Source organism: Bartonella sp. OD88NMGDW (genome assembly GCF_042193775.1).
In the GTDB taxonomy this organism is placed as follows: Bacteria; Pseudomonadota; Alphaproteobacteria; order Rhizobiales; family Rhizobiaceae; genus Bartonella; species Bartonella grahamii.
In genome coordinates, this window is record NZ_JBHIMA010000003.1 from 81,843 (window position 1) to 105,529 (window position 23,687).

The 23,687-nt window shown below is 39.2% G+C and carries 19 protein-coding genes and 3 pseudogenes; 10 read left to right on the forward strand and 12 right to left on the reverse strand.

From position 1 onward, the window contains the following. Positions 1 to 43 precede the first annotated feature (43 nt). The 4 genes from gap to ACFIJR_RS03325 all read left to right on the forward strand — a co-directional run bounded on the left by gap (position 44) and on the right by ACFIJR_RS03325 (position 5,011). Complete coding sequence (gap, locus tag ACFIJR_RS03310) at positions 44 to 1,051, forward strand: type I glyceraldehyde-3-phosphate dehydrogenase (protein WP_375626574.1); 1,008 nt, start codon at positions 44 to 46, stop codon at positions 1,049 to 1,051. Positions 1,052 to 1,577: 526 nt separating this feature from the next. Next, entirely contained in the window at positions 1,578 to 2,771 is a 1,194-nt protein-coding gene (locus ACFIJR_RS03315; RefSeq protein WP_375626658.1) for a phosphoglycerate kinase, read from the forward strand. 107 nt (positions 2,772 to 2,878) lie between these two features. Then, positions 2,879 to 3,910, forward strand: a complete 1,032-nt coding sequence (locus ACFIJR_RS03320; protein WP_375648187.1) for a class I fructose-bisphosphate aldolase — start codon at positions 2,879 to 2,881, stop codon at positions 3,908 to 3,910. Between the two features lie 759 nt (positions 3,911 to 4,669). Then, on the forward strand, positions 4,670 to 5,011 hold the full coding sequence (locus ACFIJR_RS03325; protein ID WP_375653589.1) for a hypothetical protein: 342 nt from the start codon (positions 4,670 to 4,672) through the stop codon (positions 5,009 to 5,011). A gap of 373 nt (positions 5,012 to 5,384) precedes the next feature. On the opposite strand, the pseudogene ACFIJR_RS03330 reads toward ACFIJR_RS03325, so the two are convergent. Then, a pseudogene (locus ACFIJR_RS03330) lies at positions 5,385 to 5,633 on the reverse strand (ABC transporter); the annotation flags it as partial. Positions 5,634 to 6,342: 709 nt separating this feature from the next. Beyond that, positions 6,343 to 6,564, reverse strand: coding sequence for a 50S ribosomal protein L31 (rpmE, locus tag ACFIJR_RS03335; protein WP_015856961.1), 222 nt, complete (start codon positions 6,562 to 6,564; stop codon positions 6,343 to 6,345). A gap of 188 nt (positions 6,565 to 6,752) precedes the next feature. Between rpmE and ACFIJR_RS03340 the strand changes: the two genes are divergently transcribed. Beyond that, on the forward strand, positions 6,753 to 8,543 hold the full coding sequence (locus ACFIJR_RS03340) for an ABC transporter transmembrane domain-containing protein (RefSeq protein WP_375653590.1): 1,791 nt from the start codon (positions 6,753 to 6,755) through the stop codon (positions 8,541 to 8,543). Positions 8,544 to 9,436: 893 nt separating this feature from the next. Beyond that, positions 9,437 to 11,413: a hypothetical protein gene (locus ACFIJR_RS03345; RefSeq protein ID WP_375653592.1), complete on the forward strand. Its 1,977-nt coding sequence runs from the start codon at positions 9,437 to 9,439 to the stop codon at positions 11,411 to 11,413. Positions 11,414 to 11,893: 480 nt separating this feature from the next. On the opposite strand, the pseudogene ACFIJR_RS03350 reads toward ACFIJR_RS03345, so the two are convergent. From ACFIJR_RS03350 to ACFIJR_RS03385, 8 genes and pseudogenes are all read right to left on the reverse strand, one after another. After that, positions 11,894 to 12,209: pseudogene (locus ACFIJR_RS03350) on the reverse strand (inositol monophosphatase family protein); the annotation flags it as partial. Between the two features lie 73 nt (positions 12,210 to 12,282). Next, positions 12,283 to 12,889, reverse strand: a pseudogene (locus ACFIJR_RS03355) (inositol monophosphatase family protein); the annotation flags it as partial. Between the two features lie 23 nt (positions 12,890 to 12,912). Beyond that, on the reverse strand, positions 12,913 to 13,704 hold the full coding sequence (locus tag ACFIJR_RS03360; protein WP_015856959.1) for an inositol monophosphatase family protein: 792 nt from the start codon (positions 13,702 to 13,704) through the stop codon (positions 12,913 to 12,915). Positions 13,705 to 13,715: 11 nt separating this feature from the next. Then, the gene (gene efp / locus ACFIJR_RS03365; RefSeq protein WP_015856958.1) at positions 13,716 to 14,291 is read right to left on the reverse strand and encodes an elongation factor P; all 576 of its coding nucleotides are present in this window, start codon (positions 14,289 to 14,291) and stop codon (positions 13,716 to 13,718) included. Positions 14,292 to 14,889: 598 nt separating this feature from the next. Next, a complete protein-coding gene (locus tag ACFIJR_RS03370) occupies positions 14,890 to 15,258 on the reverse strand; it encodes a helix-turn-helix domain-containing protein (RefSeq protein ID WP_375653593.1) in 369 nt (122 codons plus the stop codon). Between the two features lie 604 nt (positions 15,259 to 15,862). Next, entirely contained in the window at positions 15,863 to 16,906 is a 1,044-nt protein-coding gene (locus ACFIJR_RS03375) for a tetratricopeptide repeat protein (RefSeq protein WP_375651737.1), read from the reverse strand. Between the two features lie 314 nt (positions 16,907 to 17,220). Continuing rightward, on the reverse strand, positions 17,221 to 17,613 hold the full coding sequence (locus tag ACFIJR_RS03380) for a helix-turn-helix domain-containing protein (protein ID WP_375625254.1): 393 nt from the start codon (positions 17,611 to 17,613) through the stop codon (positions 17,221 to 17,223). A 371-nt stretch (positions 17,614 to 17,984) separates the two neighbouring features. Further along, on the reverse strand, positions 17,985 to 18,350 hold the full coding sequence (locus ACFIJR_RS03385; protein ID WP_375653595.1) for a helix-turn-helix domain-containing protein: 366 nt from the start codon (positions 18,348 to 18,350) through the stop codon (positions 17,985 to 17,987). A gap of 496 nt (positions 18,351 to 18,846) precedes the next feature. Between ACFIJR_RS03385 and ACFIJR_RS03390 the strand changes: the two genes are divergently transcribed. Together ACFIJR_RS03390 and ACFIJR_RS03395 are read left to right on the forward strand one after the other, a co-directional pair. Next, the gene (locus ACFIJR_RS03390) at positions 18,847 to 19,035 is read left to right on the forward strand and encodes an antitoxin (RefSeq protein WP_375653596.1); all 189 of its coding nucleotides are present in this window, start codon (positions 18,847 to 18,849) and stop codon (positions 19,033 to 19,035) included. After that, complete coding sequence (locus ACFIJR_RS03395) at positions 19,035 to 19,322, forward strand: type II toxin-antitoxin system RelE/ParE family toxin (protein WP_375653597.1); 288 nt, start codon at positions 19,035 to 19,037, stop codon at positions 19,320 to 19,322. The genes ACFIJR_RS03390 and ACFIJR_RS03395 overlap by 1 nt, the downstream gene beginning before the upstream one ends. A gap of 281 nt (positions 19,323 to 19,603) precedes the next feature. Here ACFIJR_RS03395 and ACFIJR_RS03400 read toward each other — a convergent pair whose 3' ends face one another. Beyond that, positions 19,604 to 20,359 (reverse strand): TIR domain-containing protein, encoded by a 756-nt coding sequence (locus tag ACFIJR_RS03400; protein ID WP_375653599.1) that lies wholly within the window; start codon positions 20,357 to 20,359, stop codon positions 19,604 to 19,606. Between the two features lie 311 nt (positions 20,360 to 20,670). After that, the gene (locus tag ACFIJR_RS03405; RefSeq protein ID WP_375653600.1) at positions 20,671 to 21,333 is read right to left on the reverse strand and encodes a thiamine phosphate synthase; all 663 of its coding nucleotides are present in this window, start codon (positions 21,331 to 21,333) and stop codon (positions 20,671 to 20,673) included. 365 nt (positions 21,334 to 21,698) lie between these two features. Between ACFIJR_RS03405 and ACFIJR_RS03410 the strand changes: the two genes are divergently transcribed. Both ACFIJR_RS03410 and ACFIJR_RS03415 read left to right on the forward strand, forming a co-directional pair. After that, positions 21,699 to 22,841: an OpgC family protein gene (locus ACFIJR_RS03410; RefSeq protein ID WP_375653602.1), complete on the forward strand. Its 1,143-nt coding sequence runs from the start codon at positions 21,699 to 21,701 to the stop codon at positions 22,839 to 22,841. A gap of 181 nt (positions 22,842 to 23,022) precedes the next feature. Next, complete coding sequence (locus ACFIJR_RS03415; RefSeq protein ID WP_015856950.1) at positions 23,023 to 23,541, forward strand: DUF1465 family protein; 519 nt, start codon at positions 23,023 to 23,025, stop codon at positions 23,539 to 23,541. Positions 23,542 to 23,687 lie beyond the last annotated feature (146 nt).

Below are 23,687 nucleotides of genomic sequence, written 5' to 3' on the forward strand. Positions count from 1 at the left end.
TTTTAAATGTTGTGCTTAAAAAATTGATGAGGAAACATGTGAAATGACAGTTCGTGTTGCAATTAATGGGTTTGGTCGTATTGGTCGCAATATTTTACGTGCACTTGTGGAAAGTGAACGGCAAGATATTGAAGTGGTCGCAATTAATGATTTGGGATCGGTGGAAACAAATGCCCATTTATTGCGCTATGATTCAGTTCATGGGCGTTTTCCTGGGACCGTTAAGGTGGTAGGGGATGCCATTGATGTGGGGGGTGGTTTAATAAAGGTATGCGCAGAGCGTGATCCTGCTCAATTGCCTTGGAAAGATTTGGATATCGATATTGCTTTAGAATGTACGGGCATTTTTACTACGCGTGATAAAGCAAGTGCTCATTTGGATGCGGGGGCAAAGCGTGTTCTTGTTTCTGCGCCTTCTGAAGGAGCAGATCTTACGGTTGTCTATGGGGTTAATCATCTCTCTTTAAGCAAGGAGCATCGTGTTGTTTCAAACGCCTCTTGTACTACCAATTGCTTGGCGCCTGTAGCACAAGTTTTGCACAACACGGTGGGTATTGAAAAGGGCTTCATGACAACAATCCATTCTTATACGGGTGATCAACCTGTGTTGGATACAATGCATCGTGACCTTTATCGTGCACGTGCAGCAGCTCTTTCTATGATTCCTACCTCAACAGGAGCGGCAAAAGCTGTGGGATTGGTCTTACCAGAATTAAAGGGATTGCTTGATGGTGTATCGATTCGTGTTCCGACCCCTAATGTTTCTGTAGTTGATTTGACATTTATCGCTAAGCGTTCCACAACAATTGAAGAAATTAATACAGCTATTGCTGCTGCTGCACAAGGTCCTTTGAAGGGCATTTTGGACACTACAGAAGAAAAACTCGTGAGTTGTGATTTTAATCATAATCCTCATTCAGCTATTTTCCACAATGATCAAACAAAAGTGATTGATGGTAAGCTCTGTCGCGTTCTGGTTTGGTATGATAATGAATGGGGCTTTTCTAACCGTATGAGTGATACGGCTGTGGCTTTTGCTAAGACAATATAAGAGGACCTCAGGGTCCTCTTTTTATAGGGAAAAGTCTCATTTTTGTACAATTTTGAGAAAAACAGATAGAGGCTGTTGTTCTCATACGCTAGAGAGAAGAGAATATTGAAAAATTGATGATGTGTTTTGTTTTAATACCGTGTCAATACGTGCTTTTAAAAGCTGCATGAAAGAGTAAACTTTGAAAAAGTAAGATCTGAACGAGATACCCTTTGAGAAAACGTTAGAAAATTAGGAGATGTAAACTCTCTTGCTTAGAAGTAAAAGGAAAGCTTTAATAGAGATCAAGTTGAGCGAATGCATTTGTTTGCCACAATTTGTTTGCTACAATGGGATATGAAGATTAAGAGCAATGGTGGGCTTTTGTACATTTGACGATGAAGCTTTGGCTTTTCAAGCAGAGGGTGAGAGATAAGCTGTCGTGGATCTCTTGTAAAAGCAAAGAGGGGATAAGTGGAAAGAAAAGTGGGCAGGGTTGTTGGATGCGTTTTTATTTGAAACAATGGAAAGTGAAGAGGAAGCAGTGATGGGGTTTCGTACACTTGATGATGTTGATGTCACTGGAAAACGTGTTCTTGTGCGGGTGGATTTTAATGTGCCAATGGCACACGGCAAGGTCTGTGATACGACGCGCTTAGAGCGACATAAAGAGACAATCATTGAGCTGCAAAAGCGGGGTGCTAAACTTATTCTGCTTTCTCATTGTGGTCGCCCTAAAGGAAAGGTAGAGCCAGAGTTTTCACTCCGTCCTGTTGTGCAAGTGCTGGAAAAGATCATTAATCAGCCTGTTTCTTTTGCTCCTGACTGTATCGGTTCGGTGGTGCAGGTTGCGGTTGAGTCATTACAAAATGGGGGTGTTTTACTGCTTGAAAATGTTCGTTTTTATGCTGGTGAAGAAAAGAATGATTGTTCTTTTGCGGAAGCTTTGGCTCATAATGGGGATCTCTATGTCAATGATGCTTTTTCAGTTTCTCATCGTGCCCATGCTTCGGTGGAGGGAATAACGCATTTGTTGCCTTCTTATGCAGGGCGCTCTTTGCAAGGTGAGATGCAGGCATTAGAAAAAGGACTTGGCAATCCAGCACGTCCTGTGGTTGCCATTGTGGGAGGAGCGAAAGTTTCTAGCAAGCTTTTTGTGCTCAATCATTTGGTGGAAAAGGTTGATCATCTCGTGATTGGTGGGGGCATGGCTAACAGTTTTTTAGCAGCGCAAGGTGTGTCTGTTGGTAAGTCACTGTGTGAACATGCACTGATGGACACGATAAAAAAAATCATTAAAAAAGCACAAGAGTGTCAATGTACGCTTCTGCTCCCTGTGGATGCTGTCGTTGGATTTCGCTTTGAAAAAGATGCACCGCATCGTCTTTATGACATTGAAGATATTCCACAAGATGGCATGATATTGGATATTGGGACACGCTCTATTGCGCATATCAATACTGTGATAGATAAAGCTGCTACTCTTGTGTGGAATGGACCCCTTGGTGTTTTTGAGATGTCTCCCTTTGATAAGGGAACCATTGCCGTTGCACGCCATGCAGCAGAACGTAGTTTGACGGGAAAGTTGGTTTCAATTGCGGGAGGGGGCGATACAGTTTTTGCTCTTAATCATGCTGGTGTTGCCAATGATTTTACTTATCTCTCGACTGCTGGAGGGGCTTTTTTGGAATGGATGGAAGGTAAGGTTCTGCCTGGCATTCTTGCCCTTATGCAGGCTTAAGGGGTTTCTTTGAAGGGAAGGTTAAAGAAAAACTATACGGTCTTGTAGAGTGTTTTGATAGTGTTGCGCATTTTTAGAAATTAAGACAAAATAAAGAGGAATTTTTTATGAATGAACGGCTTGAAGATATTGCACTTGCTTTGGTGCATGCGGGTAAAGGTATTTTGGCGGCAGATGAAAGTACGGCGACCATTGGAAAGCGTTTTGAAAGTATTGGTGTTGAATCCAATGAAGATAAGCGCCGTGCTTATCGTGAAATGCTTTTTAGTACAAAAGAAGCGATGGAAAACGCCATCTCTGGGGTTATTTTATTTGATGAAACCATTCGGCAAAAAGCATCAACTGGGAAAATGTTGACGGATCTTATTCGGGATTCAGGCGCTTTGCCAGGGATTAAAGTTGATACCGGTGCAAAACCTTTGGCCGCTTTTCCTCAAGAGACAATTACCGAAGGGTTGGATGGTCTTCGTGAGCGGCTAAAAGACTATTATGCTTTGGGAGCACGTTTTGCTAAATGGCGTGCGGTGATTGCTATTGATGAACACACTTTGCCAACAAGAGGCGCCATAAGACAAAACGCACAAGCTCTTGCACGCTATGCTGCCTTGTGTCAGGAGTTCAATATTGTGCCGATTGTTGAGCCGGAAGTGTTGATGGATGGACCATCGTGTGGGCATTCCATTACACGCTGCTTTGAGGTGACAAAAGCTGTTTTACAGACCGTCTTTAAAGAATTGTTTGAAGCTCGTGTTCTTTTGGAGGGGATGATTTTAAAGCCCAATATGGTGATTGATGGTAAGGATGCGCGCAAGGCTTCTGTCGAAGAAGTTGCTGAAAAGACCGTCCAGGTGCTTAAACAGACTGTTCCTGCTGCTGTTCCTGGAATTGCTTTTCTTTCTGGAGGACAGTCTGATAAGGAAGCAACGGCGCATTTATCTGCTATGAATTCTTTGGGCGCATTTCCTTGGAAATTGACCTTTTCCTATGGACGAGCATTACAAGCAGCTGCTTTAAAAGCATGGGCTGGAAAGGATGAGAATATTGCTGTTGCACAGAAGGCATTTAGTCATCGAGCTTTGATGAATCATCTTGCGGCTTTGGGACAATGGACAACAGAACAAGAAAAAGCGTGCGCTTGAAGCACAAACTCTGTTTTTAAATGCGGAGAGATTTTGCTTGTTTCTGCGTGTTTTTTGGGTGCCCTCATCATGATAAAAATGGCGGGGGCGTTTTAGGCTTGAAAGCTTTCTCAGAGAGTTTTCTCCTTGGACCTTTTAAAAGTTTCTAATGGGTGCTATCGAGAGATAAGATTGCGCAAGAGGTGCGATTTCGGGAAGGGGAGATGGTGCTTTAAAGGAAATTTGTGAATGCACAGCACTTTAGTATGGTGTCGTTCATGGGTAGGCACTTGCTTTTTGAGTGAAAATCATAAAGCTCATACTGTATTGAAGAGTTTGATATTGTGATATTTTTTCTTTTTCATGTTATCATTACTTGTCATCAGCAGAATCCATTTTATTACAGTTTCAAAGGTGGAAAAGCGGGTAGATTGGAGAGTTGCGATTTCTGAGCGGATTGGAATACAGCTTATGAAGCTTTTCTGCGTCAGGATAGCTTCCTCTTCCATGGGGGTAGTTTTTCTATTGACGAACGGATTGAATAACTCTTGCTAACAAAATAGATTTGCACCTCAATAAAACACCTATTTTTTCGTTAAAATGGATAAATTTTTCTTGTATTTTGTGATGATATAATTAAAAATGAATAACTTCATAGCATCTTGGCTTAAAACGGGGGGAGTTGTGGACGGTATATCTTCTAAAAATAACAGTATATCTTCTAAGAATACAAGCATCAAAAGAAAAAATCGATACGCAGAACAGAGCTTTTCTGCAATTATGATGCGAAAATTGTGCAATATGGTGCGTGGGGTATTCGAAGGGATCTTTACAGTATTTACTTTCATAATTTTTCTTATCCTGTTCAGCATGCGTGGACCGGTTCATGCCGTACTAAGCTTCTTTGCGGGTGCGAGTGGATTAACGTGCTTTTTCTTTTTTGTCGGATACCTCTTAGAACGCCGTGACGCAACAGCAGATGAAGCCGCCGTATCGTTCGCATTACTCATGGCAATTGGTGAAGGCGTTTTTTCTATTTGCTGCCTGTCTGCTAGTTGGGGTTACGATGCTCTCTTATTCCGTTTAGCACCTCCTGGGTATGTTCTTATTCTCCCTGAATAAATAGAGTGCAATTTGTTTGCATATAAATCAAAATGAGAGGCTGTCTGCCTCTCAAATTCTTAATAATCGCTCTCCAAAATCGTAACATCAGACCCGCGTTTAATGAAGGGGCTAACAAGCCTTGGTCCTTAAGCTCAAGGCAACCCTTTACAAGTTGCGCCTATCGGCATCCTTGACCTTAAGACACCCAAACGGCTTATTTTGTTTTTCTCATGCGGCTTTTGAAATCATGATATAAGGGGAAAGCTTCTCATGGTGCCTAAATGGTACCTTATCGTGTGTTAAATGGAAAAATGAGAAGTTCAAATTGATAAGCCTGTCTGAAAAGGAGTGCTGTTTATGTCCTTAAAGATATTGTCTTTATAATGATCACTTACTCAGGTGAAAATTGGAGTTTTGCCAAATAGGCATAGACGCCATTTCTTGCCACAAGTTCTGCATGGGTTTCCTCTTCCACAGGAGCGCCTTTATCCATCACGAGAATACGATCAGCTTTTAAAATTGTTGCCAAACGATGTGCAATTACCAAGGTTGTACGATTTTGCATCAATCCTTCTAAGGCGTCTTGCACCAACTTTTCACTGTTTGCATCTAAAGCAGATGTTGCTTCATAAAGCAGCAATGTTTTGATTTATAATAATAATTCACTGTTTTGTATGTTGAATGGGAATTCCGAATACCATAGGATTTTCTCATTTCAAATCTGTTCCATGTTGAATCAACCAAAACCATGTCTCTTGCACGTTACAGGCGGGGAGAGCCCGCGTGAATAAAAAAATATTAAGAAAGGACTTAAAATGCCTATAATGAATTGTCTCAAGTGCCAAGGTTGTAGCAACACCCATGAGCTGGCAAATATAATGATGGTGCCGACTTGCAGCAACAGGGGTGTATTTCTTAGAATTGACCATACAATACCGATGCGTTGTCTTGTCCCTCAGAAAGCATGGTACCACGTTCTTCTATTCACGTATCCAAGCCAATCTGGTAAAGCTCGAATCAATTCAAGCGTATTAGCCGCTTTAGCGGCGACAAGAATGCTCTCTTCATGGGTATTTTTCAGTTCCAAAAAAAGAAGGATAGTTTGTAATTATTTTATTTCAGGTCGTTATACTCTAAGAGGAAGGATTTATGCTCGTATTTCAAACTGATTTTTAAATTTAAAAACGCAGCCACCAAGATTTATTAGTGCCTAAGATCCTATCTATTTATGTTGGATGCGTTTTTGAATTAATATTTAAAGTGCACTCTTTACAGCATAAAAAAACAATCACTTACAATAGAGCAATCATTTTTTAAAACTTGTGCTCTTTATAATCAGGAATAGGCTTTTACATGCCAATATTACCAAAACGATTTTTGAATTTAGAAAGACGACCGCCACGGTCTACGAGTGTCTGGGAGCCACCTGTCCATGCTGGATGCGTTCTTGGGTCAATATCTAGATTAAGAGTATCGCCTTCTTTTCCCCAAGTAGAGCGCGTTTTATATTGGGTTCCATCCGTCATAACAACGGTAATTGTGTGATAGTTGGGATGAATATTCGCTTTCATGCGTAAAAACCTTTTGCGTTTACAGAATGAAACAGCACTTGCTCGATTTTTTTAAGTGCGCTTCCTTTGTCTTTTTGATACATTGATTAAAGTATTTATTCCTATAGCTGAGCACACATAAAAAAACAAGTGTTCAAGATGCATCATTGTATCAAGTGTTATAAATTCAATATAGTGAGCGAAACCTTATGAATCTCTTTAATCATTCAGAAAAATCTACAAAATCTTCTCCTAGAAAATCTTCATTCTCTTCGCTTGCAATTTTTTTTCCTTATCTTTTGCGCTATCGTTGGTTGTTTATCTTTGCCTTTCTAGCGTTATCTGTTGCGGCTCTTGTCACATTAGCTTTGCCTGTGGCTATCCGCCAAATGTTTGATCATGGGTTTTCTACTTCAAGCCATGGACATATCAATTTTTACTTCGGAATTTTGTTTATCTTAGCCTTGCTTCTCGCATTTGCTTCAGCAGCCCGTTATTATTGTGTTATCACATTAGGAGAGCGGATTGTTGCCGATTTACGGCGTGATGTGTTTATTCATATTATGAAACTTTCTCCTGCTTTTTTTGATCGGTCGCATTCAGGAGAAATTGTTTCAAGGCTTCTAACAGATACAACACAAATAAAATTAGCTGTGGGTTCTACCGCCTCTACTGCTTTGCGTCAGTTGATTATAGTGATCGGAGCCGTCGTGATGATGGTGATTACCAATGCTAAATTGTCTTTGTTGGTTTTGGTTGCTATTCCTGTTGTGGCCATTCCCTTAGTGGTTTTTGGGCGGAAAGTTCGCTCTCGTACACGTGCGGCGCAAGATCGTCTCGCAGATGCCAATGCTGTTGCTACAGAACAGGTGAGTGCTATTCGCACTGTGCAAGCTTTTACCGCAGAAAAACTCGTTGCAACACGTTTTTCACAATTGATAGAACGTGCTTTTCAAACAGCACGTGCTTCCGTGATCCTGCGCTCCTTTTTTACGGGTTTTGCAATTTTTTTGGTTTTTAGCAGTGTGGTTGCTGTTTTATGGATTGGGTCGCGCGATGTTTTAAATGGAACGATGACAGGCGGGACATTAGGGCAATTTGTCCTTTATGCAGTTTTTGGAGCTTCTACTTTTGCGCAATTATCGGAACTGGGGGCAGAGTTAATCCAAGCCGCAGGCGCTGCTGAGCGGCTTTCCGAATTGCTACAAGAACAACCTACTATTGTAGCTCCTAAAAATCCTTTATCATTGGAACAACCTGTTCGAGGCGAACTTGTTTTTGATCAGGTTGATTTTACCTATCCTTCTAGACCACAAGAGAAGGTTTTACGCTCGCTTTCATTTTCTGTAAAGGCAGGCGAAACGGTTGCTTTTGTTGGGGCTTCTGGAGCAGGAAAAAGCACCATTTTTTCTTTGATCCTTCGTTTTTATGACCCGATAAGTGGAACAATTCGGTTAGATGACATGGAAATTAATCGCCTTTCTTTACAAGATTTACGCAGCGCAATTTCCTATGTTCCACAGGATGTCGCCATTTTTGATGGAACATTGCGTGATAATATTATTTTTGGAACTGAAAATACCCATGAAGAGGAAATCCTTGCTGCCGCTAAAGCGGCTAATGCACTTGAATTTATTCAAGCTTTACCAGATGGCTTGGATACGCAAGTAGGAGAACGTGGTACCATGCTTTCTGGGGGGCAAAAACAACGCATTGGTATTGCACGGGCAATTCTAAGAAATGCACCCCTGTTGCTTCTTGATGAAGCAACATCTGCTTTAGATGCAAACAGTGAAAAGTTGGTGCAAGATGCCTTAGAAGGATTGATGCAAAATCGTACAACCTTGGTAATTGCACATCGTTTGGCAACAATTTTAAAAGCTGATCGCATTCTCGTGATGGATAAAGGCGCTCTTGTTGAAGAAGGAACCCATGCAGAACTTGTGGCAAAAAATGGCGTCTATGCTTACCTCGCAAAACTCCAATTTTCACCGGAGTAAGTGATCTTGATACAAGAGCAGTATCTTTAGGGACATAAACAGCACTCTTTTCAGACAGGCTTATCAATTTGAATCTCTCATGGAAAAAGAGGGCAAGCATTGTGGTGTATTTCTTTTTAAAGTCTTAACGGGCTGTCCTTTTTTCTGCGTGAGACGGGCATTTTTATAAAAATACTTCATCTGTGTACAGAATATAAAATGACACCCAGTTAATCTCTATGAACTATTAAGATGTGCAAGGAGTTCTCTTCATAACAGCACTGTCACGTTTATTTAACTGTCACGTTTATTTATAAGAGTAATTCATTGTTTTTCATGAGAGATCATGAATACCATAGGATTTTCTCGTTTCAAATTTAGTTATGTTGTATTAGTTAAAACCATGTCTCTTGTATGTGGCAAGCAGAGAGAGCCCGCGTGAATAAAACACTTTAGAAAGAATAAGTCCTCTTCATGAATCGTCTCAAGTTTTAGGGACTGTCACAACATTGGGGCGCTGGCATAAGAGTATGATGGTGCTGGGCTACTTAAAGAAGAACTGATAAATAGGCAGAGAGGCGCTTTTTATCGTTGTTATAAACAGTGTGAGCACGCAGCATATTTTGCTGTTTGGTTGGATTAAGGTTTTTATTACTTTGAAAATCAATATTTCATGGATCATGCATTTTGAGGGCTTATAAGGCTTTTCTTTAAAGTACATAAATCACTAAAACAGCATTATTTAAATACAAATTGTTCTATTTTACCAACAAAAACATCTATATTTTGTGTATTATTTTTATTAAAATATAATATGTAGTGATTTTCAAATCAGATGTACACACAATGATACAATATCGAGAAATCGATGAGAAAGCTGCGTTAAATGTTGGTGAGAATAAAAGAGAGCAAGAATGGAAGAAGACATAAAATGGGCAATAGCTTTCATAATAGCTATAATTAAGGTCATTTGGAAATGGGGGAAAGAATTTGGGAGTATAAGATTCGGCGGTATGATTTGCTGCATCATATTCATGGGGAAGTCGTGGTATTCGGGATACTCAGTGGATTTTTTGTTTGGTTTTGCAATGATAGTGTGTTGTGGGGGAAGCTTAATGCTTGCATTGGCAATTTATCAGAACAAGCATTTAACTAAACAACTTGAGCAAAAAGAGCAAGATTGCGCTGGATATCAAGATATTATTGAACAAGGGGAACAGAAATGTCTTCAATTGACTGAACAACTTGAGCGAAAAGAGCAAGAGTGCGCTGGACATAAAGATATTATTACACAATGGGAACAGAATTGTCTTCAATTGACTGACCAACTTGAGCAAAAAGAGCAAGATTGCGCTGGATATCAAGATATTATTGCACAAGGGGAACAGAGTTGTCTTCAATTGACTGAACAACTTGAGCGAAAAGAGCAAGAGTGCGCTGGACATAAAGATATTATTGCACAATGGGAACAGAATTGTCTTCAATTGACTGAACAACTTGAGCGAAAAGAGCAAGAGTGCGCTGGATATCAAGATATTATTGCACAAGGGGAACAGAGTTGTCTTCAATTGACTGACCAACTTGAGCGAAAAGAAAAAGAGTGCGTTGGATATCAAGATATTATTGCACAAGGGGAACAGAATTGTCTTCAATTGACTGAACAACTTGAGCGAAAAGAAAAAGAGTGCGTTGGATATCAAGATATTATTGCACAAGGGGAACAGAATTGTCTTCAATTGACTGAACAACTTGAGCGAAAAGAGCAAGAGTGCGTTGGATATCAAGAGATTATTGAACAAGGGGAACAAAGGCTTTTTGCAAAAACTCAAAAAGTATCGCAGGAATGGTTGAAACAATGGGATGAGGGAGTAAGGCTATGGGAAAGAGACGTACTGGGGATAAAAAATCCTAGGGAAGATATGAAATTCAGTGGGGATCGGCTTCCATTGGTAAAGGATATTTGTGTTCGAGGGGATCACAAAGTGCGTTTATTGTACAAGCAAGCACTTGGAAAAAAACTTACTTATGAACATTACAAAAAAATATGCAGTCTCTTGGATAGCTCGTATTTTAGGAAATTTTTTATAAAAGCAGTGCGATTAATGAGAAAGAATGGAATAATTCTGCAAAAGTTTGTAGATCCTCTTACGAAAAAAAAACGGAGTCAACCTACGATGTTATTACTTCATTGGTGGTTATATGTTCTTGATGATATGATTACAGCTGAATGCAAACAGCACCAAAAGGAAAACTTTACAGGGGAGGATGAAAAGAAAAAATTTACAGATACTTTGTGGGACAACATATCTATAAGTATAGAACACAAAGAGATAGAGGAAATGCTAAAGCTTTCGGAATCTTGGTCTGGTGAGTGTACTTTATTATTATATTGTAAAAAGAATGTGTTGTTGTTGTTGTGTGATATTTCCAGTGATTATAAGGCGGCAAGAGAAACTTTCATTTACTATAAGAAGCTTATTAAAACAGTGAAAAAGGGCTATGTTGCCTTTGATAATGGTTGCCATTCTGTCACAGTTAGAGATGCAATCAATACTTGTAAAGAGAATGACACAAATAGAGCAAAAAATCTTTCCATTGTTGAAGGGAATCCAACATTTGAAGAAGCTTACAAATTAGGCGTTAAAGAGTGGATGAAATCATCAAATGAGAAATGCGATAACCGATTGATCTTTTGGGAGAAGCTTGTTGAGGAAAAAAAGTTAAAAGACAAATTAAAAGTTATCTTTGGGGATAAGAAGGTAAAGGCGCTGAAAGAGGCTGTTGAAAAAGATAAAGAGCAGCTTACAAGTGAAATGCAGAAAGCAATTTTTGGGAAAAAGGATTTTTGTTACTATAAATCTCGAGAGTATTTCATAGACTATCTGAGATAATGGTTAAATGAAGGGGTAGAGAACAGCCCTATGAATCAGTGGTTTTTCTGAAATCTCTGCTATTATGCAGTGGTGGAAAAGACGTGAAAACTCTTAAACATATGCGGCAGTTTTTATGAGAGAGGAGAGTTTTTTCGATCAATGGATAGCGCACTATAAAGAGCATATATTGAGGAGGAAATGGATTGTGTTTTTGCTTTGGGTGCGATAATTGCTTCTTGGGGCATTTTGTTATGATGTTTTTTTGTTTATTGCCTTTTGCAGCTTGTTTGGAGGGGAATTTGAATAACAGAAACGTCAATAAGGTAAGCTGTTGGGGATTGCTTTTGTGGGGGGGATAGCGAGTATATTTTTTATTTGTGATGATGTTTTTGTTAATCTGATTAGTTATTTCCTATCGTTTTATGTAAAGAAAATTTAAAACTCTCTCTTTACGTGGGGTTTTAAGGTTCTAAGGTTTTTGTAAAAAAACTGTAAGAGTTAAATGCCTTTTTTGAGTTTTTTTTCTAGTTTAATGCGAATGCGTTCATTGCCAGCAATGATATTTTTTTGCGGAATATATCGCTGCCGCCTTCTTTATCAGTGACAAAACCACCAGCTTCGCGAAGCATTAGTATGCCGGTAGTTTTATCAAAAAATTGTAGATTATCTTCCCAAAAGCCATCGGTTCGGCCAGAAGCAACATAAGCTAAATTAAGAGCAGCAGTGCTAAGAAGGCGAAGTCCAGAAACTTCCATCATTACTTGCGCAATTCAATAAGAGATAAGGTTGCGTGATGAGGAATATCCCTATGGGGATGTTGCAAAGTTGAACTTTTAGCATTGCCTTTTAATTAGCATTGCCTTTTAAAATGACACTACTTCTGAGGTCTAAATGCCTTTTTTGAGGGTTTTTTCTAGTTTGATGCGAATGTGTTCATTGCCGGCAATGATATTTTTTTTGCGAAATATATCGCTGCCGCCTTCTTTATCGGTGACAAAACCACCGGCTTCGCGAACCATCAATATTCCAGCAGCCATATCCCAAATTTGCAGATTATCTTCCCAAAAGCCATCGGTTCGGCCAGAAGCAACATAAGCTAAATCAAGAGCAGCAGCGCCAAAACGGCGAAGTCCGGCAACTTCCGCCATCACATTGCGTAATTCAATAAGATAGGTTCCATGATTTGGGCGACCAAAATGAGGCATACCTGTGGCAATGACACAATCTTCTAGTCTGCGTCGAGCAGAAACGCGACAGCGTCGGTCATTGAAAAAAGCACCACACCCGCGTTCTGCGGTAAAGAGTTCATCACTTACGGGATTGTAAATGACACCAGCAACGATTTTCCCTTGACTTTCTAAGGCAATGGAAACAGCAAAAAAAGGAATGCCATGGAGAAAATTTGTGGTGCCATCTCAAAGGGTCAACAATAAAACGGTGTTGTGAATCTTCTCCAATAATTTTTTCCGCTTTGCGATCTGCTTGGCTGACATAATCTGCTAGATCTTTTCTGAGGTCTAAATGCCTTTTTTGAGGGTTTTTTCTAGTTTTATGCGAATGTGTTCATTGCCAGCAATGATATTTTTTTTGCGAAATATATCGCTGCCGCCTTCTTTATCGGTGACAAAACCACCGGCTTCGCGAACCATCAATATTCCAGCAGCCATATCCCAAATTTGCAGATTATCTTCCCAAAAGCCATCGGTTCGGCCAGAAGCAACATAAGCTAAATCAAGAGCAGCAGCGCCAAAACGGCGAAGTCCGGCAACTTCCGCCATCACATTGCGTAATTCAATAAGATAGGTTCCATGATTTGGGCGACCAAAATGAGGCATACCTGTGGCAATGACACAATCTTCTAGTCTGCGTCGAGCAGAAACGCGACAGCGTCGGTCATTGAAAAAAGCACCACACCCGCGTTCTGCGGTAAAGAGTTCATCACTTACGGGATTGTAAATGACACCAGCAACGATTTTCCCTTGACTTTCTAAGGCAATGGAAACAGCAAAAAAAGGAATGCCATGGAGAAAATTTGTGGTGCCATCTAATGGGTCAATAATGAAACGATGTTGGGAATCTTCGCCAATGATTTCTTCAGACTCTTCCATTAGAAAACCAAATTTGGGGCGCGCTTTGCTTAATTCATTGAAAATAATTTTTTCCGCTTTGCGATCTGCTTGGCTGACATAATCCGCTGGTCCTTTCAAAGACACTTGCAAATTTTGCACTTCACCGTAATCACGCACCAAAGAGCGTCCTGCTTTCATTGCAGCTTGCACCATGACATTCATGACTGCAGAATGGGCCATTTTTTATTCCTTTATTTATCTTTTTCATTTGCGCGACGCAAATAAATCAACTCATTGGTGTCTACAATGATACGTTCACCAGCATTCATAAAGGGGGGAACAAGAATACGAATCCCGTTTTCAAGAATGGCGGGTTTATAAGAGGAGGTAACCGTTTGTCCTTTGATGGCAGGATCGGCTTCCGCAATCGTGACAGCAACTTGATCAGGAAGTGAGATGCCAATAGGCTTTTCTTGATAAAGTTCAACTGTGACAGTCATCCCATCTTGGAGAAAAGCAGCACGTTCACCAACAAAATCCTTTTGAAGTTCAAGTTGTTCATAAGATTCTGAATCCATAAAGACCAAAGCATCCCCTTGTTGATAAAGAAATGTGAAATCCTTTTGTTCAAGGCGCACGCGTTCAACCGTCTCAGCAGCACGAAAGCGTTCGTTAAGTTTTGTACCATCAATTAAATTTTTCATTTCAACTTGGTTAAATGCACCACCTTTTCCTGGTTTTACAGCGTTGCATTTAACAGCAACCCATAAGCTTCCTTGATGTTCGATCACATTACCAGGGCGAATTTCATTGCCATTAATTTTCATCGTTTCTATCCAATTCTATTCTTGCAAAAAGAGCTCTCTTGTTGTCGTTATGGCGCTTTTCTTTGCTGCCTTTAACAGTCAAGCTCTTTTGTTATTTTCGGGCTCAAATTCCCTTGATTAGCCTTGCGGCTCTCTCATGGTCCTGTGTGCTCCATAGGTTTTCTCATGTTTTTTGCAAAGAGAAAAGCTTAAGTAAAAAAAGGACCTTGATGTATTTTTGCTTTTCAGTTCTTTGCAAGACCATAAAAAGCGCTCAGACGCAAGCTTTTTAAAAATTTGCACAAAAAATTTTTAGAATTTTTGGGGATTTTATCCCTTTGTGTCGTAAAATATCATCATTAATGGCAATGATATAATTGATGGCAATGATATAAGTTCCGTAAAACCATGAGGTGTTTTTAATTGAGAATATGTGGTGAATATTTGAGGGTGGCTTGTCCGGATAATCTTGTGAAATGAACCGCATAAAATGGGAAGTTAAAAGAGTTCTGTTCTGAGAAGATGGATTGTTTACCAACTGGATAGGGAAAGGACTTCTGTCCTTTGAGGTGTGGGAGGCAAGTTAAGAACAGAGAGTGTAGCGCCCTATATCATAATGTTAAAAGTTTTCATTCTCATCAGAGATGCGCTGTAAAATGGCTCTCTTTTTTACAGTGGTAAGAGTTCTAAATCTTTTTAAAAGCAGGTATTCTTCTGTGCTCGATGCGATTTCATCATGGTGGTATGTGGGCTGTTTTTTTGCTAAGATATCCGCATAAAAAAAGGAAACCGGAACATTCAATATATCGGAAATTTCTTTTAAACGCCCTGCGCTGACACGATTTAAGCCGTTTTCATATTTCTGGATTTGTTGGAAAGTAACACCCAAATGTTGACCTAATGTTTTTTGAGACATCTTCAACATTTTTCGTCTAAAACGAATTTTTTTGCCTACAAAAAGATCAATATTAAGATTTTTACTTTGCATTTTAAAGCCCCCCGCCGGGTGCGAGCGCCCTCGCGTTGGTATTCCGGGAGTCTAAAAACACTGACCTCGAATCAGCATTTTGCTTTTAGTGCTTAAAGCACCTGGACATAGCAAAATCTCCCGGAATTCCGGGACACCCGCAAAGCGGGGTAAATTTATGTACGAGGTTTCGGGTTTTTAGAGCCCTATTGGTCGTTGCGTATGCGACCAAAACACCTTTCAATTCATAAAGTAATTTCAGCAAATTTACAATAAAAAATAGTTTTTTAATGAGAGTCGGCGTGTTTTTCGTCCAAGAAAAAAGAATGAAAAAATAGAGCTTTCGGAATTTTCGCGATAGCCTAGTTCTTTTGCTTATTGGATATTGTTTGCTTAAGCAAATGACATCAGTGCGTTTTCTTTACCAATGAAAATGTCGTTATAAAGATCTTTGGTTTGCATTTCCCTCCGACGGGGTGCGAGCGCCCTCGCGTTGGTATTCCGGGAGCTTGAAAATACTGAACTCAAATCAGCCTTTTTGCTTTTAGTGCTTATCGCCCCTGGACAGTGCAAAATCTCCCGGAATTTCTATAAATTTTATCTCTTTGAAGCAGAGAGGAGTATTTTAAAAAACAGGAAGGAGCTTTATTGCTTCTTTGTGCGCTTTTTCTAGTTGTGTTTTGTCCATGCCTTGGAGCATCATTTCAAGATCAGGAGCTTGCATTTTTGCCTCTTTTGCGAGCATATACCATGCCGCTGCCATTATTATATCGCCTTTTGTTCCTGTGCCATCTCGATAAAGCCTTGCAAGGGAAATCTGTGCTGGTGCTATCATGTTGATAGCATTTCTTTGAAGTAAATGAAAAGCACGGGGAAAATCTGTTTCTCCTCCACGCCCCTGTATAAGCCATTGTGCTAAATGAAGTTGAGCTTTTAAGTGGTTGTTTTGAGCCGCTACCTCCATGAGTTTGCGAGCATTGCGATCATCCTTTGGTCGTTTTAACGTGCCTAAGGAAAGAATTTTTGCAGCAGAAAAAGCAGCTTCAGCATCTCCAAGAGCAGCACCTTTTAAGTACAATTTTAAGGCTTGCTCGATTGCTTCATTTTCACGGCTTTGAGAAGAAACACCAGGGAGAGCTTGTTTTTCCTGTGCGGCTTTATAAAGAAGCAGTTGTCCGTAATAAAAATAGGCTTCCTTGACGCCTGCATTGACAGATTTTTGAATGAACTGTTCACCAAGTTCTTGATTTTGTTTTATAAAGTTACCATCAAACAACATAAGCCCATAGCGTAGTTGTGCTTGGGGTTCCCCCTGTTTTGCGGCGCGTTCAAACCATAAAGCAGCACGCGCACCGTCAATAGGGACAGCACATCCCTCCATATAAATTCTGGCAAGAAGAGTTTGTGCAAAAGGATCATTTTTTTCAGCACGTCGGAGTGCTTCACGAAAAGCTTTTAAATAATAACCTTGGATGTAATAGTCATAGGCTTGATCATAGTCTCCAGCTTTTAAGGGCTGAAAAGGTTCTTGAGTGTTTGAAGCTTCTTGAATCGTATTGAAAGAGTCTTCAGAACTTGAGAATTCTTCAGTGTTTCCAGCTGAATTGACAGCAGAACTTGCAAGGCCAAGCACGCCTAAGATAAGCAGCTTCACGCTTCTCTTGATCATGGTGTTTTCTCCTCATTACCGATCAGAACTTTCACATTTTTTTTTCATCATTACAAGCCGTATAAGAATTTCATTTCTATATTACTTTTTATCTCTCAGTTTTTCATCTTAGTTAAGGTAGGGTTCGGTAAGTTTAAAAAAATAGCATAAATGTTGACGAGAGCCAGACTGTTGAAAATAGTCCTGTTAAAAATAATAATGATAAAGGGTTATTGTGTGTAAAAATGCTTATCGTCTATTATATTAAGGGCATCTCCTCCTAAAATGAAAAAATGCTTACAATGGGGGCTGCTTTTTAAAATACTTATGAATGCTTATGAATAGCGCGCTATCCGTGTGATATTGTTTGCACTCTCATCAGAGATCAGCTGTAAAAAGGCTTTCTTTTTAACCGTTGTGAGAGTTCTAAATCTTTTGAGCAGCAGGTATTCCTCTGTGTTCGATGCGATCTCATCATGATGATATGGGGACTGCTGTTTTGTTAAGATATCCGCGTAAAAAAAGGAAAGTGGAACATTCAAAATATCAGAAATTTCCATTAATCGCCCTGCGCTGACACGATTTAAGCCTTTTTCATATTTTTGAATTTGTTGGAAAGTGACACCTAAAGCGTGTCCTAAAGTTGTTTGAGACATTTTTAGCATTTTTCGTTTTAAGCGAATTTTTTTGCCAATGAAAAGATCAATATTAAGATTTTGAGATTGCATTTTTCCCCGCCGGTTGCGAGCGCCCTCGCATGAGTATTCCGGGAGCTTGAAAACACTGAATCCGAGTCAGCCTTTTTGCTTTTAGTGCTTAAAGCACCTGGACATAGCAAAAACTCCCGGAATTCCGGGATACCCACAAAGTGGGTTCATCTTTACGCTCGGATCTAGGGTTTTCAAGGCCCCTTTTGGTCGTTGCGTATGCGACCAAAACATCTTTTAATTCATAAAGTAATTTTAGGAAATTTACAATAAAAATTAAAATAGTGTCTCTTAACGTGTCGTTTTTTAAAATGGAGGGGTGGTATGTTTTGCATTCAAGCAATAAAGTGTTACAAAGGGGACTTTGAATAGTGCGTGCTATCCGTGTGATGTTAGTTTGCATTCTCTTCAGAGATCAGTTTTAAAAAGGCTTTCTTTTTTACCGTTGTGAGAGTTCTAAATCTTTTGAGCAGCAGATATTCCTCTGTGCTTGATGCGATTTCATCATGGTGGTATGGGGGCTGTTGTTTTGTAATGATATTGGCATAGAAAAAGGAAAGTGGAACATTCAAGATATCAGAAATTTCCATTAAACGCCCTGCGCTGACACGATTTAAGCCTTTTTCATATTTTTGAATTTGTTGGAAAGTGACGCCTAAATGTTGACCTAATGTTTTTTGAGACATCTTCAACATTTTTCGTTTTAAGCGAATTTTTTTGCCAATAAAAAGATCAATATTAAGATTTTGAGATTGCATGTTTCCCCGCCGGTTGCGAGCGCCCTCGCATGAGTATTCCGGGAGCTTGAAAACACTGAATCCGAGTCAGCCTTTTTGCTTTTAGTGCTTAAAGCACCTGGACATAGCAAAAACTCCCGGAATTCCGGGATACCCACAAAGTGGGGTAAATTCATGTTTAGATTTTCGGGCTTTCAAGACCCTCTTGGTCGTTGCGTATGCGACCAAAACATCTTTTAATTCATAAAGTAATTTTAAGAAATTTACAATAAAAATAGTTTTTTACTTACAAAATTTGTTTTTTAATGAGAGGCTATCCGCTTCTTAAATCTCTCTGGAATGATTGTCAAAATCATGACATTAGCCCCCGTGTTTTTTGAGAGGGTTAAAAAGCCTTAAGTTTTAAGATCAAAAGAACTTTGGACGCTTAAAAGTTAAATATTTTCAATTCGCTAATATTGACAACATAACCAAGAGTAATTATCTTCAATATTCAGGAATAGAAAGGACATATATTATGAAGACCACCCTTTCTCCGCTAATTTCAGAGTTCGAAACCGTTGAACAGGAAAGCAGCTACACTGCATGGCTGCGCGATAAGGTAGCGAGCAGTCTTGTAAATCCATATCCTCCTATTCCGCATGATGAGGTTATGGCTGAAATGGAAGTTATAATCAGTCAGCTTGAAGCTGAACAGAAAAAGTGATGCTTCCGGTTGTTTGGTTGTCTTCGACGCGCGATGATTTGCGTCAGATTTTAACGTACATTGCTCGCGAAAATTCATCTGCTACGCGCCGAATGAAAAGGTTTTTGGAAGCATCCGTATTGCCATTGGCTGAACATCCATATTTATACAGACAGAGTGAGAAGGTATTAGGATTACGAGAAATTGTAGCGCATCCAAATTACCTTATATTGTATCGAGTAGCTGCACATCAAATCGAAATTGTAGCTGTAGTGCATGCCCGACGTGAATTTCCTATTTTTCTTTAATCTAATCAGAGGCTATCTGCTTCTTAAATCTCTCTGGAACAATTACCAAAATCATGACAACAGCCTCCGTGTTTATCAAAGGGATTAAAATGATTTCTTCTATGGTAATGAATTTACACGCGGTCTCTTCATTAAAATTTGCACAATCGCTTGCTGTTTGAATAAGAGTGGGGGTGATCGTTTCTTTGAGCCTATAGGATGTGTGTGTCTGTGGAATGTGGTGGGGTGCCTTGTGGTTTTGGGCGTGCGCTTTAAAAAATAAACATAAGCATTATTCAAATTTACTTTAATGCATGAGTAACTTTCTTTTCATCTAATTTCTTTGCATCTAAATTGAAGCCTGCTTCACATAGTCGATGAGAAAGATCTTTAAGTGTTTCTTTTACGTGTTCTTTAAAAGGAAGGTATATAATTCCACTAATATCTGAAGGGAGTTCAAGGTCTTGTTTTTTTAGAATAGCTACATTTTTGCGAGAAAGCGCAGACATTAACATGCCCATTTCGAAAATAACGTTTTGTCGTGCACGGGGTTGTGCTGCTTTTTTGCCGGCAGATTTGGCATAGCCTATGTCATCGGGAGTAAGCAGCACAATACCAAATTTTATGAAATTGCTACGGATTCCTTTTTCTAAAGCTTCAATGATGGTTAAGCCATTCCCGCCAGTATTTTGTAAGATGTATGGTTCGAGATTAAAATCATTAAGAATAGATGTAAGTTGCTTTAGGGCAGTACGATCATGACCGTGAACGATAAAAATTTTTTTATTTGAGGTATTGGGGGCAGTTTTTGAGGAAGGAATCGTTGATGTTTCTTGTATATGTTTAACCAAAGCTTTTTCTAGCTTTTTCACAGCGGATTCTTTGCCTTGAACGTTGATTGTTCCTGTGCTTTCATACCAATTAATAACGCCTCCTTCGGAGGTTTTGATCTGATATCCTCTAGAAGAATTAAGTGATAGAGACTTAATTTCTATGATTTTATATCCAGCTGTTTTAACTATATCTTTAAGATCTTCAAGTGTTCCGCTATATTTCACTGTTTATATTCTTTCAATATCGCTGGTTATTAATATAAAATGTTGATTTATTTTTATAACTATTTGAATTTAAATAGCTTTATGATTTCATTTTCTTATACGATGCACAAAAAGAGACGGTCACCTTCCATTCAATTGATTGAAACGTGGAAAAACTTGACTAAATGATGGGAAATTTTACTGCGTGATGAAGCGATCTGATTGAATTGTGAATAAACGAAACGAATTTTTCTCCTATTTATATATACCATTATGTGCTCTATATAAGAAACACGAAAGTTAACGCTTTATTTATAAATTTTCTTCCTATATTACAAGGGGGTGTTTTCACATTTTTCTTGCATTGTTTTAAGCAGTATTAAGGGGTTGTCGTTCCCAAAAATGACTTCTTCTACAGCAATGAATTCACATCCAGTCTTTAAGACTTCATCAAAGGTTGAAAAATCGCTTCCTGCTTGGATAATGGCGGGGGTTTGCATAATCTCTGCCCACCATGTTGCTAACTGGAGATTGCGGGGGTGCGCTTGGGTTTTTTTATCAGCACCGAGTTTTCCAAAGAACAGGTAATCAACACCTGTTTCCGCTGCAAGCATAGCACTATGGCGATTGCGTAAATTGCCAAAGCCTATGATTTTTTGTTCCTTTTGCTGATTTTTGAAGCTTTCAAGAGCGTTAAGATCATCTTCTATGTGCAATCCATCAGCCTTTATGCGTCCAGCAATGCGGCTGTCATCAGCGATGAGAAGGGCTGCGTTATGATGTTGAATATCTTCTGCGTAGGTTTGCGCTTGTTGTTGTAAAAAAGAGCCATCATCTTTCAACTTTTCAGAATCATAGAGGATGACGCATGCAAAAGACTTTGTTTGCAAAATTTGCTGCAAAAATGTGTGTGGGGTGTTGCGCCGAACATCAAGTGTTAAAATCAACTGAGGGAAAAGAGGTGAATCAATTGGTTTATTTTTTTGTTCTGTCATGTCAAATCCCTGTTTCTTAGAGAAAAATAATGCTTAAAATTAAAGTTTCATTCTATTATGCTTATTTGCGATGAAAGTGACCACCATTTTCACGTAATTTAAAGGATTTGTGGGTGTGTGGGTGCCTGCTTATGAGAAATGAGAGTGTTTTTAAGCATAATATGTTGCCTTTTTGTTGTGATACATGTATGGACGCTTTTCGTTCTTTTGCCTTTAAAAAACTTTTGCCTTTTAAAAAATAAACGCTTAAAATGAAACTTGACACTTAAAAATTAAAATTTCATCCTGTTTATGCTTGTTGGCAATAAGGGTAACCACCATTTTTATGGGACTTCAAGGGGTTTGTGGCGTGTGGGAGTCCACTGATGAAATACCAAGGTATTCTTGAGCATAATACTCAACCTTTTCGTCGTGATACACGTATTGACGTTTTTCGTTCTTTAGCTTTATTGACGATTTTCATCAACCATATTCCCAGAACGATCTATGAGTCTTTTACCCATAGAAATTTCGGTTTTTCTGATTGTGCAGAAGTGTTTGTTTTGCTTTCAGGGATTGCGCTTGGATTAAGCTTTCATGGACGGTTACAGCAAAAATCCTTTGCTTTTATCATCCGAAAACTGTGGTACAGAGCTTTGCAGCTCTATGGCGCATATCTTTTTACTACCTTTGTCACGTTAAGTCTTTTTTTTGCTGCCTTTTTATTATGGAAAACAGAAAAACTTTTATCAATGAACAATATGAGACTCTTTTTTAAAGAGCCTGGTATCGCATTTTTGAGTACCTTAAGTTTTGGGCATCAATTGGGATATAATAATATTCTTCCACTTTATATCGTTTTGATGTTTTTTGCGCCTTTTATCCTTTATTTGAGTTGTAAACAGACAAAATGGCTGCTTTTGGGCTCGTTTACGCTGTATCTTATCTGCGGATTTTATAAAATTGCTCCTCCTTCTTATCCTTTAGAAGGAAAGTGGTTTTTAAACCCTTTGTCTTGGCAATTCTTATTTGTCATAGGATTGACCAGTACTTTAGCGCTTAAACAAGGAAAAACAATCGCTTTTCGGTCTTTTTGGATTGTTTGTGCGGCAGCGTATCTCTTGTTGGCACTGTTATGGGTTCGCTTAAACTGGTGGGGTATTTTGGGGTGGCTTGGCTGGTCTTCCCCATTGTTGAACTTTAATAAAACCTTTTTAAGCTTGCCACGTTTACTCCATGTTCTTGCATTAGCCTTTTTCATTCTTTCTTTGCCAAGCATCAATAAATGGTTTTATGTCTCTCAGAAACATCCTTTAGCAATCTTAGGAAAACATAGTTTACCGGTCTTTGTAACGGGAACCATTTTTGCGATGTTTGGACAAATTATAAAAACAGTGATGACAGGAACGTTTTTTTCCGATACCCTCTTAATAATAACGGGTATTGCTCTGCAATTTGGAGTCGCCTATTATTGTGAAAGACGGCGATCTTGGCAGTGGTCCTTTTCAAGGAAACTGATCCGTTTATAAGAAAAACGCTCCTATAGTGTTTGTTGGGTGCGTTAACCTTAGTATAAAAAGCGCGTTGCGCAAAAAAATTAAAAGAGGTAGCAGTTTTAAAAAAAGCGTTCTACACAGCAACAAAAGAAACTTTTTAATACTCTGTTCGTTGAGTGGTATAATTTTGTGCTGATACTTGGAGTATAAAAGCGTGAGTGTACATAAACGTCCATATGATGAACCTATTATCATGATTGAGCATAATGCTTTTGAAAATGCTTTTAATCGTCTCTATGAAGAAACAATGGCGCTGATTGAAAAAACCGCAGCGTATATTGATTCAGAAGGGAAATTAGTAGCACGTTCCCTTTCGGCAGAAGTTTCTGCAATCTATGCGAAAGAAGCTATGTATTTAAGTACACGACTTATGCAAATCGCTTCTCAACTCCTTCTTCTTCGCGCAGAGCGTGAAGGGGAAATGTCATCAGAACAAATAAAAAAAGAAATTGTAAAAGTATCACTTCATACACCGACATTGGAACTTGAAACCCCTCATTGGCATGAATTGCCAGAAATTTTTCGCCAATTTGTTTCTCATTCATTGCGTTTAGAAGCGCGCATACAGTATATGCGTGCTGGTTGGGAAACTGCAGCCTCCTGTGCCTTAGAAGATGATAATCCAGTAGGAAAACAAATCGAATTGCTCAAAACAGCCTTTGGGCGTTCTTAGAGGTATTTCCTTGCTCTGCGTGAAGGGGAAATGTCATCAGAACAAATAAAAAAAGAAATTGTAAAAGTGTCACTTCATACACCGACATTGGAACTTGAAACCCCTCATTGGCATGAATTGCCAGAAGTTTTTCGCCAATTTGTTTC